Genomic DNA, 14,179 nt, shown 5'->3' with positions numbered 1-14,179 from the left:
ATAAATCAAGAAATATGGCGCTTTAAATTTCATAATAACATTTTTTCAGGAGGTACAAAGGTATGTCATATGTTGATGAAGTACTGGAAAAAGTAGTGGCAAAGAACCCTGCTGAGCCAGAATTCCACCAGGCAGTAAAAGAAGTATTGGAATCATTGAGAGTGGTAATCGAAGCAAACGAGGAGAAATTCAGAAAAGACGCTTTGCTTGAGAGACTGGTTGAGCCTGAGAGACAGATCAAATTCCGTGTTCCATGGGTAGACGATAATGGACAGGTTCAGGTAAATACAGGTTACCGTGTACAGTTCAACAGTTCAATCGGACCATACAAAGGAGGCTTACGCCTTCATCCTTCCGTAAACCTTGGAATTATCAAATTCCTTGGATTTGAGCAGGTATTCAAGAACTCACTGACAGGTCTTCCAATCGGAGGAGGAAAAGGTGGTTCTGATTTCGACCCTAAGGGAAAATCCGACAGAGAAGTTATGGCATTCTGCCAGAGCTTTATGACAGAACTTTGCAAATATATCGGTGCTGACACTGACGTTCCGGCCGGAGATATCGGAACAGGTGCAAGAGAGATTGGATATATGTTCGGTCAGTACAAGAGAATCCGCGGAGTATACGAAGGTGTACTTACAGGTAAAGGATTAAGTTACGGTGGATCTTTAGCAAGAACAGAAGCTACAGGTTATGGACTTCTGTATTTGACAGAGGAACTTCTGAAACTCAATGGAAAAGAATTAAAAGGTATGACAGTTGCAGTATCCGGTTCCGGTAATGTTGCAATTTATGCAACACAGAAGGCTCAGGAGCTTGGAGCTAAGGTTGTTACAGTCAGCGATTCTACAGGCTGGGTGTATGATCCTGAAGGAATTGATGTTGCAGCTCTGAAAGAAATTAAAGAAGTAAAACGTGCAAGACTGACAGAATACAAGAACTATCGTCCGAACTCAGAGTATCATGAGGGACGTGGCGTATGGTCTGTAAAGGTAGATCTGGCACTTCCATGTGCAACACAGAACGAGCTTCACTTAGAGGATGCAAAACAGTTAGTAGCAAACGGTTGCGTAGCTGTATGCGAGGGTGCTAACATGCCTACTACATACGAGGCAACTGAGTATCTGCAGGAGAACGGTGTAATCTTTGCACCTGGAAAAGCTGCGAATGCCGGTGGTGTTGCTACATCTGCTCTTGAGATGTCACAGAACAGTGAGAGACTTAGCTGGACATTCGAGGAAGTTGATGCAAAACTGAAGAACATCATGGTAAATATCTGCCACAACATGGTAGATGCTGCAAAACGTTACGATATGGAAGGTAACTACGTAGCAGGAGCTAACATTGCAGGATTTGAGAAAGTCGTAGATGCTATGACAGCTCAGGGAATTGTATAAAAAACACTAAAATATTTGGAAAGTCCCGGATTTACGGGGCTTTCTTTTTTTGCATAACAGGAATTTTATTTCCTGTTATATAAAAAGTATCCGGCAGAATCAGTACTTTATGTTCAAAAGATTTTCCACTTATTAAAAAAATAATTGAATTTTATGCAAAAAAGAGTATAATATAAACGACTAATGTTATCGTGATAACATTGAAAAGCGTGCGGGAAATTTTATACAGAAAGGATGAAAAAAATGGGCTCAAAAATGAAAGTGTCTGAGGCGGAAATCCAGAAAGTCTACCATAGGGATTGCATTCTTCTGGCAGGGTTTGCAATATTTATGTGGTGTATTTTAAGTACGATATTGCGACAGGCTTTACAGGTAGCGGGAGATTCTACTACAAGAACAATTATGATTTGTATTGCGTTGGTGACTGGAAGTGCATTGTCCCTCGGACTTTTTGCAGTTTACAGACACTTAAAAAGAAACAAAGATGTGATTTATAAAGAGGATCTTGAAAATTTGAAATTGCAGAAGAAAGATGCGTAGCAGGAGTGACAGAAGATGGAAAATAAAAAAGAGACGAAAAAAGAAAAAATAATGCAAGTGATAGATGTGTTTTTCGTAATGATCCTATGCTTTGTGGTTTTGCTTGTGACGATGCTTTTTCAAAATCTTGCAGGTGTCAAGGAGGCAGGAAAAGCATATGTGATCCAGGCATCTACACTGGTGCCGGTTGTAGTTGCGCTGGCAGCATATGTAACATTTCTTGTGAAAAGAAGCAAAAAAGATTTAAAGGAAATTATTGAACTGGAATATAGCGAAAAGGAGCAGGAACAGGTATGAGCATATGGACAATTATAAATATTGCAGCATGGGTATTATGTGCAGTATTTCTTTATTTGATCTTGAGTGATCTGATAAAAGTGGAAAAAAGGAACAGAGAAGAGAAAAAGCTTGAAAAGAAAGACTAAGAGGCATACTTATGGAGAAAGAAAAGACAAATGAAAAGAGTCAGGGACTTTCGAAAGTTCTCGGACCAATTCATATCTGGGCTCTTGGAGTAGGAATTGTACTTGTTGGAGAGTTCATGGGATGGAATTTTACGGTCGCAAAAGGAGGATCGATTGGTTCTGTTATTGCACTTTGGACGGTAGCCATGCTTTATGTCATGATCGTGATGATGAATACGGAGATGGGTTCGGTCATGCCGGAGGCAGGCGGACAGTATACAATGGCGAAATATATGCTTGGACCTTTAGCTGCATTTAACGTAGGGCTGATGCTTGTGCTGGAATATGCAATGTTGGAAGCAGCCGATGTTCTGGTCGTCGGACAGATACTTGAATCATTGAACCCGAATGTAAAAGCACTGCCATTTATCATATTAAGTCTGCTTGTGCTGACATATATGAATTACCGTGGTGTCTATGCAACCTTGACCCTGAATTTTGTGATTACGGCAGTTGCATTTGTGACGATATTTATTTTATTATTTTCAACAAGTTTTTATGATCCACAGCTGACTTTGATTAATTTGAAAAAAATGACAGATGGACTTCCATATGGTTATCTTGGAATTATTGCAGCCATGCAGTTTGCAGTCTGGTTTTTCCTGGGAATCGAAGGAGGAGCACTGGCGGCAGAAGAATGCAGGTCTACCAGCAGAGCTCTGCCACTGGGAACTATGATAGGTTTGTCCGTGCTGCTGATTGGTGCTACTACAACATGGTTTGTGTGCTCAGGTCTTGTCCCGGCAGAAAAGCTTGGTGAGTCTGCATATCCGTTGTATGACGCGGCACTGGCAACTGGAAAATTATATGTTATCATTGCATTGTTTGTTGGTACGATTATGGCGTGTCTGGCTTCAGCAAATGGCTGCATTAACGATGCAAGCAGAGCTTGGTTTGCAATGTCAAGAGATGGGCTGATCCCGCCGATATTTGCAAAGACACATCCGAAATATAAGACACCGTACCGGGCAACTGTATTTTTACTGCCGATATCTATGGCATTTGCATTTACAGGAATGTTGGATCAGGTTGTTACATTTTCTATATTTTCAGCGTTGATGGTATATGTGCTGACAGTGATCATGATGTTCCGGTTCCGGAAAATGTATCCCCTTGGAACGATTGAGCGTGGATATGTTGCACCAATCCATCCGGTACCTGCATTGATCGCAGCAGTGTTGATCGGTATGACGCTGCTGGGTATGTATCTGGGTTATTGGATTAATATACTAGGCGGAGTTGCATTTTATTTCCTGGCATCTGTCTGGTTCTTGAAAAGGAGACTGAAGTTTATAGATAAATCACAGTTCTTAAAAGCCGGTACTCAGAAGTGGCCGAAACCGAAGGAATTATAATTGGAAGATTGTACTTTAATATTTTTATTTTACGAAATTCATACAATTTTTATAATATAAAACTGGAATAATCAGACAAAAACTGTTACCATATAAAAGAAAATTGAATTCGATATTGAAAGAATGGAGGAATGATTATGGAACAGGTGAAACGGCCGAAAAAACCGTTGATGTTTTATTATACGATTGTGCTGATTATCCTGATATTATTTAACATTATTGCGATGCCTTACATAAAGGAAAAGCAGATTAAAGATGTAGATTATGGAACATTTATCTCTATGACCGAGAAAAAGGAGATAAAAAAAGTAGAATTGCAGCAACAGGATAATACAATCTTATTTACAGGAAAAGACGGGAAGACCATTTACAAAACGGCGATGGTCAATGATCCGGATCTGACGAAACGATTATATGAAGCGGATGTTTCTTTTTACGGAGAAGAAATTGATCAGTCATCTCCGATTCTGGTTAATATTTTATCCTGGGTGCTTCCAATCTTGTTTTTTGTGGCATTGGGAGAATACATGTCCAGAAAATTGATGAAGCGGGCCGGTGGAAAAAACGCCATGTCTTTCGGAATGGGAAAAAGCAGTGCGAAGATTTATGTGAAATCATCCGAGGGAATCCGTTTCCGTGATGTTGCAGGTGAAGATGAGGCGAAAGAGAATTTAAGCGAGATTGTAGAATATCTTCATAACCCGGCCAGATATAAAGAAATCGGAGCTTCGATGCCGAAAGGAATTCTTCTTGTAGGACCTCCGGGAACAGGTAAGACGATGCTTGCAAAAGCAGTTGCCGGTGAGGCAAATGTTCCATTTTTCTCCATGTCCGGTTCTGAATTTGTAGAGATGTTCGTTGGTATGGGTGCATCAAAGGTGCGTGATCTGTTCCAGCAGGCAAAAGAAAAAGCACCATGTATTGTGTTTATTGATGAGATAGATGCAATCGGTAAGAAGCGGGACGGACAGATAGGTGGAAATGATGAACGTGAGCAGACCTTGAATCAGTTGTTGACAGAGATGGACGGATTCGAAGACAACACGGGCGTGATCATTCTTGCGGCAACGAACCGTCCAGAATCCCTGGATCCGGCTCTTTTAAGACCGGGACGGTTCGACAGACGTGTGCCGGTAGAACTTCCTGATCTGAAAGGAAGAGAAGATATCCTGAAGGTTCATGCAAAGAAAATAAAAGTTGGTGATAATGTAGATTATAATAAAGTGGCACGTATGGCTTCCGGAGCTTCTGGAGCGGAACTTGCTAATATTGTAAATGAAGCAGCGCTTCGTGCAGTTCGTGACAACCGTAAATTTGTAACGCAGGAAGATCTGGAGGAGAGTATTGAGGTTGTTATCGCCGGATATCAGAAGAAAAATGCAATACTGACAGATAAAGAAAAGCGTATTGTGGCATATCATGAAATCGGGCATGCACTTGTGGCTGCAAAGCAGACAAATTCTGCACCGGTTCAGAAGATTACCATTGTTCCCAGAACGTCGGGGGCTCTTGGCTATACGATGCAGGTCGAGGAAGGCAATCATTATCTGATGACAAAAGAAGAAATCCTGAATAAGATCGCGACTCTTACAGGAGGAAGGGCAGCGGAAGAAATTGTGTTTGGTTCAGTCACGACGGGAGCTTCCAATGATATTGAACAGGCAACCAAGCTTGCAAGGGCTATGATCACAAGATATGGAATGACGTGTGATTTTGATATGGTTGCAATGGAAGTGCAGACGAATCAGTATCTAGGAGGAGATTCTTCCCTGACCTGTTCGGCAGAGACGCAGACAAAGATTGATGAGAAGGTTGTGGAAGTTGTTCGAAGTGAACATGAAAAAGCAGCTGGAATATTGATGGAGAACAGAGAAAAACTGGACGATCTGGCAAGGTATCTGTATGAGAAAGAAACGATTACAGGAGAAGAATTCATGAATATTTTAAACGCCTGATCAGGAAGAGGAGTGAATACACTCAGCGAGAATGTGCAGGAGTTCGGGAAAATGTATCTATGAGGTAAAACCGGATTCCACGCACAGACTCGCTTTTTTCTTTTGAGTATCTATTGGAACACAGGTATTTACTGATGCGAGGGACGAAATAAAAGATGAAATTTTTGCAAATGTAGAAAAAATTGAAAAATTTAAAAAAAGTTGTTGACGAAAGTAGAATCTTATTGTAAACTTAGGAAGCTGGTTCAAGAGAGCAGCGAATATAAATATGGCGGGATAGCTCAGTTGGCTAGAGCACGCGGTTCATACCCGCGGTGTCGCTGGTTCAAATCCAGTTCCCGCTACTTGGAAAGAGAATTCACATTGTGAGTTCTTTTTTTTCTTTTTATACTTTGCCATAGAAAAATATAGACATGAGAAAATAAGAAGTGCTATAATTAAAATAATATTTTGGGCAAAACAGACGAAAGTCTGCGACGCAAAGCTATAGGACCTGTAAAATGGTAGCCAGTTGTAAAAAAAGGATGTACACTGTCTATTTTAGATGGTGTTTTTTTATAAAATCTGTTGATACGAAACTATTAGTAAAGATAATTCATGAATTCATGAATTAGTGGAAAACAATTTTACAAGGGGGGAGCATATTGAAAAAGAAAAAATGGAACAGCTTCCGAATATCAATGTTGAATTTGTAGTAGGCAATAATGACCTGGATTTCTACAAGTTTCTTAAGGAAAACGGTGGATTGCCGGATATTATAACCTGCTGTTGTTTTTCACTTCACGATGCAAGTCCTCTGAAAAACAGTCTGATGGATCTTTCTACAACCAACGTGGCAGGTGCTGTCTATGACACATATCTTAATAATTTTATGAATGAAGATGGAAGCGTAAACTGGCTTCCGGTGTGTGCGGATGCGCATGGCTTTGTAGTGAACAAAGACCTTTTTGAACAGTGAAATTGCGGTGGAGATCCTTAATGAATATGGCTTTCTGGTTGATACAGCAGAAGATGGAGCAGAGGCAGTGGAGAAGGTTAAGAATTCAACAGCAGCTGGTTATGATCTGGTGCTGATGGATGTGCAGATGCCTGTGATGAATGGATATGAGGCAACAAAGCAGATCCGCGCACTGGAGGATCCAAAACTGGCGGGAATTACAATTCTTGCCATGACTGCCAATGCTTTTGAGGAAGATAGAAAGAAAGCACTGGAATGTGGTATGGATGGATTTTTATCCAAGCCAATTGTTATTAAAGATTTGATTGATGCGTTACAACATAATCTGGAGAGAGTTTAGCACAGCAAAAATCAAACAAAGAAGGAGACGATGAGATATGGAACAAGAAAATTATTCAATCGTATTCAGTAGTTCAACTGGTAATACAAAGAAGCTGGCTGATGCAGTCTATGAAATATTGCCAAAAGATAAGTGCGATTATTTTGGGGAGAATGATTCAAAGATCCCTCCATCCGATTTGTTGTATATCGGATTTTGGACTGACAAAGGGAGCGCGGATACCAAGACATTAGAATTATTAGCGAAACTAAAAAACAAGAAGATTTTTCTGTTTGGAACGGCTGGGTTCGGTGGAAGTGATGTATATTTTGAAAAGATTCTCGGACAAGTCAAACAATCCATTGATTCAAGCAATGCTGTTATTGGAGAGTATATGTGCCAGGGAAAAATGCCACAATCTGTGCGTGAACGATATGTAAAGATGAAAGAAAATCCGGAACATCCAGCGAATCTTGATATGTTGATCGCAAATTTTGACTGTGCATTGTCACATCCTGATATGGACGATCTGGAAAAATTAAAAAAGATAATAAAAAAATAAAAAAAGTTATTGACAATACTCACTATATTGATGTATACTAACGAAGTCGGTTCGAGAGAGCCACAAGATATGGGATCATAGCTCAGCTGGGAGAGCATCTGCCTTACAAGCAGAGGGTCATAGGTTCGAGCCCTATTGGTCCCATATATACCTCAATATATGGCGGGATAGCTCAGTTGGCTAGAGCACGCGGTTCATACCCGCGGTGTCGCTGGTTCAAATCCAGTTCCCGCTACTTGTGTAAGAAAAGGAATTTGCAAAAGCAGATTTCTTTTTTTGTGGTATAAGAAATTGCATTTTCTATTATGCAAAAAAACTCTGGCTATAGTGGCCTTTCGTTGACTCTGAATATTCTCTCATGTATAATAAAAAAAGACATTGACAATGGAGAATGAAAAAAGTTTTGTGGAGGAATTAAAATGCGAGTTGGTTTGGGATACGATGTTCACAAATTAGTAGAAGGAAGAGATCTGATTATCGGAGGTGTCCAGATACCGTATGAGAAAGGTCTTTTGGGACATTCGGATGCGGATGTGCTTCTCCATGCGATTATGGATGCCCTTCTCGGAGCAGCAGCGCTTGGAGATATTGGGAAGCATTTTCCGGATACAGACCCAAAATATAAAGGAATTTCCAGTATAAAGCTTTTGGAGTATGTACGAGAGTTGATTGATGATGAGCTGTATGTGGTTGGAAATATTGATGCGACAATCATTGCACAGCGTCCGAAGATGGCACCTTATATTGAGCAGATGAAAAAAAATGTTGCAGATGCCCTTGCAATTGAAGTAAGTCAGGTGAATATTAAGGCAACTACAGAGGAAGGACTTGGATTTACCGGAAGCGGAGAAGGTATTTCGGCACAGGCAATTGCGTCACTTGAGACGATTGTGAATTACAGTTACGGTGTCGGTCCGGCGGATGTAAGTTCTGGTTGTGCAGGCAGTTGTGGCGGATGTACGGGCTGTAGTGGATGCCAGAATCCGTAGGTATCATAGTTGTGTGCTTTTGAGCCCAACATCTATATAATCTGGAATTATAAAGTAAAATGTACAGTGTGGCTGGAGGAAAGGACATATGAAAATTGAAAAGCTGGAAGTTTCACAGCATTTAGATACGAGAAAGCTTTATGAAGAAGTGTTTTCGGAAGACGAGAAAAGCTTTGTAGATTATTATTATCAGGAGAAGACGAAGGACAACATAATTTATGTTGTTCGGGAAGACGATGATATTCAGGCTATGCTGCATTTAAATCCATATACACTGATGGTCAATGGAATTGAAAAGGAATCTTATTACATTGTGGCAGTTGCAACGAGAAAGGAATACCGTGGCAGAAGGTATATGGCCGGACTTTTAAGAGAGGCTCTTTTGGATATGTACCAGGCCGGTGTAACATTTACTTATCTGATGCCGGCAGTGGAGGCTATTTATCTGCCACATGATTTCCGGACGATGTATGAACAGAATATTGAATATTATGCTCCGGAGGAGAAACTGGCGGAAAGTATTACTGTACAGGCGGCTGAAGACAAAGATTGTGATGAAATTTCAGCCTGGGCACAGAAAGAACTGGCGAGAAAATACCAGGTTTACGCTAAGCGTGATAAGAATTATTATGAACGGTTACTGAAAGAGCTGGCATGTGAAGATGGAAAGCTTATCATCTACAGAAAAGATGGACAGATTGTTGATGTAAGACCATATTATGAAGAATCTAAAGAGATGGAAGAAGTGGAAAAAAAGGAAGCAAAACCGAAGATTATGATTCGGATCGTAGATGTCAGAAGAATGTTGATGTCGTTGAAGTTAAAAAGTCTTATGGCAGTCAGCTTTCAGATTACAGACCCACTGATTCCGGAGAATAACCGTTACGTTACAATGACAGGAACGGAGTTTTCAGGCCTGATGCTTATGGATGGAAAGCCAGAAACCAGTGAAGGTATTCTGCCGGTCAGTGCATTGGGAGAACTTGTCTTTGGTGCAAAAACGGTAGAAGAAATCAGTAAAGAAGAAGGAGTTTCCATGTCGGGACGAATGGCATCGGAGCTTGAAAAGATTATTCCACTTTCCAGGATTTATCTGAATGAAGCAGTTTGATCCAAGTATGCTTTTTCATATTTCTGCAATAGACGAATACAGGAAACTGTGCTATGATAAAAAAGATGGCGCAGTCATCGTAAATATTGGCGGGCAAAGCATTATTTCACAAAAATATTGCCCTGCATATTTATAGATTTACTTAGGAGGAATGAGAAATGAAATTTTGTCACAAATGTGGATCTCAGTGTGAGGACGGAGCAAAGTTCTGTAAACAGTGCGGAGCGGCTTTAGCTGATGTGAATGCGAATCAAAGCCAGCAGACATACGAAGTACCACGACAGGCTCAGTATACAAGTGCAGATACGAATAATAGTCGGAATGCATATGGAAATCAGAATAATTATGGAAACCAGAATCAATATGGCGGCCCGGCAGGCGGCATGAATCAGAGATTCCCGGGAATCCAGGAGAGAAATATTGCGATTGCAGTCATTCTTTCGATTGTAACATGCGGACTCTATGGAATTTACTGGATGATCAAGCTGAATGACGAGGTTAATCAGATCTGTGGCGATACACAGGCGACAGGTGGCGGACTTGTATTTCTGTTCACATTGATTACATGTGGAATCTATGGATGGTACTGGATGTACAAGATGGGTGAAAAATGCGATCAGATCAAGGGCGTGAATGGAAGTTCAGGAATCTTATATCTGATTCTTGGAATTTTCGGCCTCGGAATTGTAAGCTATTGTCTGATGCAGGATACAATTAATAAAGCAATTATGTAGAATCTGTGATTGACAAAATGTATTTTTTCACATATTATATATTCTAAACAGGCAAAGACCTAGAACGGAAAGAGTAACAGAATAAGAATCTGACAGAGAGAGAACGTCACCGGCTGAAAGCGTTCTTAAGAGGAATATCTGTGAAGTGCCTCCGGGAGTTGACTGGGCGAAGGATTTATCGGAATCTGGTAGTGCAGTACGTGGATACGCGTTAAGTATGAAAAGTGGAGATTGGTGTCTGCATAAGATCATAAGACAGAATCTCTAAAAGAGTGGAACCGCGGATATACTTCGTCTCTTATTATGAGAGACGAAGTTTTTTTATATATGATACCAGGGTTGTGGGAGTGCAAAGCACGGAACAATCCGTAGGCATCATAGTTGGGGCTTTTGCCCCAACATCTATATATTTGATCATTATATGTCAAGGGAGGAACTTAAAATGGGAGTTGTATCCTATGTCAAGGAAGAAATTCAGGTGATTCGTGAGCGGGATCCTGCAATCAAATCGAATATGGAAGTATTTTTATACCCTAGTTTTAAGGCAATTCTTCATTACAGAGTCGCACATAAATTATACAAAAAGGGACATTATGTTATGGCGCGCTGGATTTCTCAAAGAGCAGTCAGAAAGACAGGAATTGAAATCCATCCGGGTGCGACCATTGGAAAAGGTCTTTTTATTGACCACGGAAGTGGCGTTATTATTGGTGAGACGGCAGAACTTGGTGATAACATTACTTTGTATCAGGGGGTAACACTTGGCGGTACAGGAAAAGAACAGGGAAAACGTCATCCGACGCTTGGAGATAATGTTATGGTCAGCGCAGGAGCAAAGGTTCTTGGATCATTTAAAATTGGCGAGAATTCAAAAATCGGAGCAGGATCCGTTGTGTTGAAAGAAGTGCCGGCTAATTGTACAGTTGTTGGTGTCCCTGGAAGAATTGTAAAGCAGGATGGTGCAAAAATCCCACGTATGGATATGAACCAGGTAGATCTTCCGGACCCGATCAGCAATGACATCAAAGAGCTTCAGGTTGATAACCTGCGTATGCATAAAAAGCTTATGGAACTGGAAAATCAGTTAAAAATGGTTGCGCATGCCCAGTGCACAAAAGAAGAGAAGGAGCAATAAAAATGAAGATTTATAATACAATGTCCAAGAAAAAAGAAGAATTTATACCACTTGAAGAAGGAAAAGTCCGCATGTATGTATGTGGACCTACTGTATACAACTTTATTCACATTGGTAATGCAAGACCGATGATCGTATTTGATACTGTCAGAAGATATTTCGAATATAAAGGATATGATGTAAATTATGTATCAAACTTCACGGATGTAGATGATAAGATTATTGCAAAGGCAAATGAAGAAGGTGTGACTGCTGAAGAGATTTCACAGCGTTACATTGAAGAATGTAAGAAAGATATGGCTGGCATGAATGTAAAGCCTGCAACAACAAATCCGCTTGCAACACAGGAAATTGACGGTATGATCCAGTTGATCCAGACACTGATGGACAAGGGATATGCTTATGAAAAGAACGGTACTGTTTACTACAGAACCCGCCAGTTCAAAGAGTACGGTAAACTGTCCCACAAGAATCTGGATGATCTTCGTTCCGGAGAGCGCTCACTTCTTGTATCTGGTGCAGATGAGAAGGAAGATCCATTGGATTTCGTTCTCTGGAAACCGAAAAAAGAAGGAGAACCATTCTGGAAATCCCCATGGAGTGACGGACGTCCGGGGTGGCATACAGAGTGTTCTGAGATGTCCAAGAAATATCTTGGAGAGCAGATAGATATTCATGCCGGTGGAGAAGATCTTGTATTCCCACATCATGAAAATGAGATTGCCCAAAGTGAGGCTGCCAATGGAAAGACATTTGCAAATTACTGGATGCACAATGCATTTTTAAATATTGACAACCGCAAGATGAGTAAGTCTCTCGGAAACTTCAGAACTGTCCGTGAGATCAGTGAGCAGTATGATCTTCAGGTGCTTCGTTTCTTTATGCTGAGCGCACACTATAGAAGTCCATTGAACTTCAGTGCTGAGCTTATGGAAGCAGCTAAGAGCAGCCTGGAGCGAATTGTAAATGCAGTAGATAACCTGAACTTCCTTATAAAAAATGCAAAGGATGAGCCGATGACTGCAGAGGAAGCAGAACTTTTCGCTCAGACAGATTCGTTTGTAAAAGCATTTGAAGATGCGATGGATGATGATTTTAATACAGCAGATGCAGTAGCTGCAATTTTTGAGCTTGTAAGATACAGCAACACCAATGCAGATGCCAAGAAGACAAAAGAGTATCTTGGAAAGATCAAAGACTTGATCGTGAAGCTTGCAGATGTTCTTGGCCTTATTGTAGAGAAGAAAGAAGAAATTCTGGCAGAGGATATTGAAAAACTTATTGAGGAGCGTCAGGCTGCAAGAAAAGCAAAGGACTTTGCAAGAGCAGATGCGATCCGTGATGAATTATTAGAAAAAGGTATCATTTTGAAAGATACAAGAGAAGGAGTACAATGGAAAAGAGCGTAGATTGGCAGTTTGACAGTTATATGCAGGAGATTTTCCAGATGAAAGAGGTGGATATCAGAGAATATTCACCTCTTGCTCTGGCTTATATCGGAGACTGCATTTTTGACCTTGTAATTAAGTCTTTAGTAATGAATGAGGGAAATAAACAGGTTCAGAAAATGCATAAGGAGACCAGCTCTTATGTACAGGCATCTGCCCAGTCCAAAATGATGCGTACCATTCAGGAACATTTAACAGAAGAAGAGCATGGCATATACAAACGCGGAAGGAATGCCAAAAGTGTGTCTCCTGCAAAGAATCAATCCATCACAGACTACAGACGTGCTACGGGATTTGAAGCGTTGATGGGATATCTGTATCTGAAAAAGGACTGGAAACGACTGCTGGATTTGGTGAAGATCGGGCTTTGCAGTGTTTCTGACAGGTCCGCTTTAAAGGAAGAAGAATAGCTGGCAGCAGGATTTGAGTAAGTTTTGAAGAAGGAGAATTTCATGATAGAACACAAAGACAAACATGGAAATGAAAATATGATTGAGGGACGTAATGCGGTATTAGAAGCATTTCGTTCCGGAAAACCAGTGGACAAATTATTTGTTCTGGACGGCTGCCAGGATGGCCCGGTGCGGACGATTGTACGTGAGGCAAAGAAGCATGATACTTTGGTTCAGTTTGTAGATAAAGAACGTCTGACACAGCTTTCACAGACAGGAAGACATCAGGGAGTGATTGCTTATACAGCGGCTTATGAGTATGCACAGGTAGAGGATATGCTGGCACTGGCAAAAGAGCGGGGAGAGGATCCATTTCTTATTTTGCTGGACGATATTGAAGACCCACACAACCTGGGTGCGATTATCCGTACTGCAAATCTGGCAGGTGCGCATGGAGTCATTATTCCTAAACGAAGAGCGGTAGGACTGACGGCGACTGTGGCAAAGACATCGGCAGGAGCAATCAACTATACACCGGTTGCAAAAGTGACTAATCTGACTAAGACGATGAAAGAATTAAAAGAAAAAGGGCTTTGGTTCGTGTGTGCGGATATGGGTGGTGAGTCTATGTATAAGCTGAATCTGACAGGTCCGATCGGTCTTGTGATTGGAAATGAAGGAGAAGGTGTCAGCCGTCTTGTAAAAGAAACCTGTGATTTTGTTGCAAGCATTCCGATGAAAGGGGATATTGATTCCCTGAATGCATCTGTGGCAACCGGAGTTCTTGCATATGAGATTGTAAGACAGAGGCTTGGATAAT

At 40.9% G+C, this 14,179-nt stretch carries 15 protein-coding genes, 3 tRNA genes, 2 pseudogenes, 1 riboswitch and 1 other annotated feature; all 20 genes and pseudogenes read left to right on the top strand.

Annotated elements, in window-relative coordinates; translation table 11 throughout:
• The first annotated feature begins 62 nt into the window (after positions 1-62).
• The 20 genes and pseudogenes from gdhA to rlmB all read left to right on the top strand — a co-directional run bounded on the left by gdhA (position 63) and on the right by rlmB (position 14,178).
• A complete protein-coding gene (gene gdhA, locus LI149_RS01870; RefSeq protein WP_117613220.1) occupies positions 63-1,397 on the top strand; it encodes an NADP-specific glutamate dehydrogenase in 1,335 nt (444 codons plus the stop codon).
• Between the two features lie 243 nt (positions 1,398-1,640).
• Positions 1,641-1,937, top strand: a complete 297-nt coding sequence (locus LI149_RS01865; protein WP_227142908.1) for a hypothetical protein — start codon at positions 1,641-1,643, stop codon at positions 1,935-1,937.
• Between the two features lie 15 nt (positions 1,938-1,952).
• Complete coding sequence (locus tag LI149_RS01860) at positions 1,953-2,234, top strand: hypothetical protein (protein ID WP_029732576.1); 282 nt, start codon at positions 1,953-1,955, stop codon at positions 2,232-2,234.
• Complete coding sequence (locus LI149_RS15410) at positions 2,231-2,362, top strand: hypothetical protein (RefSeq protein WP_005331475.1); 132 nt, start codon at positions 2,231-2,233, stop codon at positions 2,360-2,362. Before LI149_RS01860 ends, LI149_RS15410 begins: the two co-directional genes overlap by 4 nt.
• Before the next feature lie 11 nt (positions 2,363-2,373).
• Positions 2,374-3,756 (top strand): APC family permease, encoded by a 1,383-nt coding sequence (locus tag LI149_RS01855; protein WP_173786408.1) that lies wholly within the window; start codon positions 2,374-2,376, stop codon positions 3,754-3,756.
• Between the two features lie 137 nt (positions 3,757-3,893).
• Positions 3,894-5,711 (top strand): ATP-dependent zinc metalloprotease FtsH, encoded by a 1,818-nt coding sequence (ftsH, locus tag LI149_RS01850; protein WP_117613223.1) that lies wholly within the window; start codon positions 3,894-3,896, stop codon positions 5,709-5,711.
• A gap of 270 nt (positions 5,712-5,981) precedes the next feature.
• Positions 5,982-6,055, top strand: a tRNA-Met gene (locus LI149_RS01845).
• Positions 6,056-6,154: 99 nt separating this feature from the next.
• Positions 6,155-6,230, top strand: a riboswitch (cyclic di-GMP riboswitch).
• 142 nt (positions 6,231-6,372) lie between these two features.
• A pseudogene (locus LI149_RS01840) lies at positions 6,373-6,663 on the top strand (carbohydrate ABC transporter substrate-binding protein); the annotation flags it as partial.
• A pseudogene (locus LI149_RS01835) lies at positions 6,659-7,009 on the top strand (response regulator); the annotation flags it as partial. The pseudogenes LI149_RS01840 and LI149_RS01835, both read left to right, overlap by 5 nt.
• 37 nt (positions 7,010-7,046) lie before the next feature.
• Positions 7,047-7,550: a flavodoxin family protein BilS gene (gene bilS, locus LI149_RS01830; RefSeq protein ID WP_005331472.1), complete on the top strand. Its 504-nt coding sequence runs from the start codon at positions 7,047-7,049 to the stop codon at positions 7,548-7,550.
• A gap of 71 nt (positions 7,551-7,621) precedes the next feature.
• A tRNA-Val gene (locus tag LI149_RS01825) sits at positions 7,622-7,694 on the top strand.
• A 17-nt stretch (positions 7,695-7,711) separates the two neighbouring features.
• Positions 7,712-7,785 (top strand) — tRNA-Met (locus tag LI149_RS01820).
• 184 nt (positions 7,786-7,969) lie between these two features.
• Positions 7,970-8,539: a 2-C-methyl-D-erythritol 2,4-cyclodiphosphate synthase gene (ispF, locus tag LI149_RS01815; RefSeq protein ID WP_117613225.1), complete on the top strand. Its 570-nt coding sequence runs from the start codon at positions 7,970-7,972 to the stop codon at positions 8,537-8,539.
• An 88-nt stretch (positions 8,540-8,627) separates the two neighbouring features.
• A complete protein-coding gene (locus LI149_RS01810) occupies positions 8,628-9,650 on the top strand; it encodes a GNAT family N-acetyltransferase (RefSeq protein ID WP_227078372.1) in 1,023 nt (340 codons plus the stop codon).
• Positions 9,637-9,786 (top strand): hypothetical protein, encoded by a 150-nt coding sequence (locus tag LI149_RS01805; RefSeq protein WP_173786404.1) that lies wholly within the window; start codon positions 9,637-9,639, stop codon positions 9,784-9,786. The genes LI149_RS01810 and LI149_RS01805 overlap by 14 nt, the downstream gene beginning before the upstream one ends.
• A gap of 22 nt (positions 9,787-9,808) precedes the next feature.
• Positions 9,809-10,384 (top strand): DUF4234 domain-containing protein, encoded by a 576-nt coding sequence (locus LI149_RS01800; RefSeq protein ID WP_173786402.1) that lies wholly within the window; start codon positions 9,809-9,811, stop codon positions 10,382-10,384.
• 51 nt (positions 10,385-10,435) lie between these two features.
• Positions 10,436-10,686, top strand: a binding site (T-box leader).
• Between the two features lie 140 nt (positions 10,687-10,826).
• Positions 10,827-11,519, top strand: coding sequence for a serine O-acetyltransferase (cysE, locus tag LI149_RS01795; protein WP_227142907.1), 693 nt, complete (start codon positions 10,827-10,829; stop codon positions 11,517-11,519).
• Positions 11,520-11,521: 2 nt separating this feature from the next.
• On the top strand, positions 11,522-12,928 hold the full coding sequence (gene cysS / locus LI149_RS01790; protein ID WP_117657044.1) for a cysteine--tRNA ligase: 1,407 nt from the start codon (positions 11,522-11,524) through the stop codon (positions 12,926-12,928).
• The gene (locus LI149_RS01785; protein ID WP_005331457.1) at positions 12,913-13,377 is read left to right on the top strand and encodes a Mini-ribonuclease 3; all 465 of its coding nucleotides are present in this window, start codon (positions 12,913-12,915) and stop codon (positions 13,375-13,377) included. The genes cysS and LI149_RS01785 overlap by 16 nt, the downstream gene beginning before the upstream one ends.
• Before the next feature lie 42 nt (positions 13,378-13,419).
• Positions 13,420-14,178: a 23S rRNA (guanosine(2251)-2'-O)-methyltransferase RlmB gene (rlmB, locus tag LI149_RS01780; protein WP_005331454.1), complete on the top strand. Its 759-nt coding sequence runs from the start codon at positions 13,420-13,422 to the stop codon at positions 14,176-14,178.
• Position 14,179 lies beyond the last annotated feature (1 nt).

This window comes from Dorea sp. 210702-DFI.3.17, from assembly GCF_020560825.1.
GTDB classification, from domain to species: Bacteria; Bacillota; Clostridia; order Lachnospirales; family Lachnospiraceae; genus Dorea; species Dorea formicigenerans.
Note: the sequence above shows the minus strand (reverse complement) of the source record. Positions and strands in the feature narration are given on the sequence as shown.

Coding starts and splice junctions, on each gene's coding strand:
- ispF (WP_117613225.1), top strand. CDS start 7,970: ATGCGAGTTGGTTTGGGATACGATGTTCACAAATTAGTAGAAGGAAGA.
- LI149_RS15410 (WP_005331475.1), top strand. CDS start 2,231: ATGAGCATATGGACAATTATAAATATTGCAGCATGGGTATTATGTGCA.
- LI149_RS01860 (WP_029732576.1), top strand. CDS start 1,953: ATGGAAAATAAAAAAGAGACGAAAAAAGAAAAAATAATGCAAGTGATA.
- LI149_RS01865 (WP_227142908.1), top strand. CDS start 1,641: ATGGGCTCAAAAATGAAAGTGTCTGAGGCGGAAATCCAGAAAGTCTAC.
- gdhA (WP_117613220.1), top strand. CDS start 63: ATGTCATATGTTGATGAAGTACTGGAAAAAGTAGTGGCAAAGAACCCT.
- cysS (WP_117657044.1), top strand. CDS start 11,522: ATGAAGATTTATAATACAATGTCCAAGAAAAAAGAAGAATTTATACCA.
- LI149_RS01810 (WP_227078372.1), top strand. CDS start 8,628: ATGAAAATTGAAAAGCTGGAAGTTTCACAGCATTTAGATACGAGAAAG.
- bilS (WP_005331472.1), top strand. CDS start 7,047: ATGGAACAAGAAAATTATTCAATCGTATTCAGTAGTTCAACTGGTAAT.
- LI149_RS01800 (WP_173786402.1), top strand. CDS start 9,809: ATGAAATTTTGTCACAAATGTGGATCTCAGTGTGAGGACGGAGCAAAG.
- LI149_RS01855 (WP_173786408.1), top strand. CDS start 2,374: ATGGAGAAAGAAAAGACAAATGAAAAGAGTCAGGGACTTTCGAAAGTT.
- cysE (WP_227142907.1), top strand. CDS start 10,827: ATGGGAGTTGTATCCTATGTCAAGGAAGAAATTCAGGTGATTCGTGAG.
- LI149_RS01785 (WP_005331457.1), top strand. CDS start 12,913: ATGGAAAAGAGCGTAGATTGGCAGTTTGACAGTTATATGCAGGAGATT.
- rlmB (WP_005331454.1), top strand. CDS start 13,420: ATGATAGAACACAAAGACAAACATGGAAATGAAAATATGATTGAGGGA.
- ftsH (WP_117613223.1), top strand. CDS start 3,894: ATGGAACAGGTGAAACGGCCGAAAAAACCGTTGATGTTTTATTATACG.
- LI149_RS01805 (WP_173786404.1), top strand. CDS start 9,637: ATGAAGCAGTTTGATCCAAGTATGCTTTTTCATATTTCTGCAATAGAC.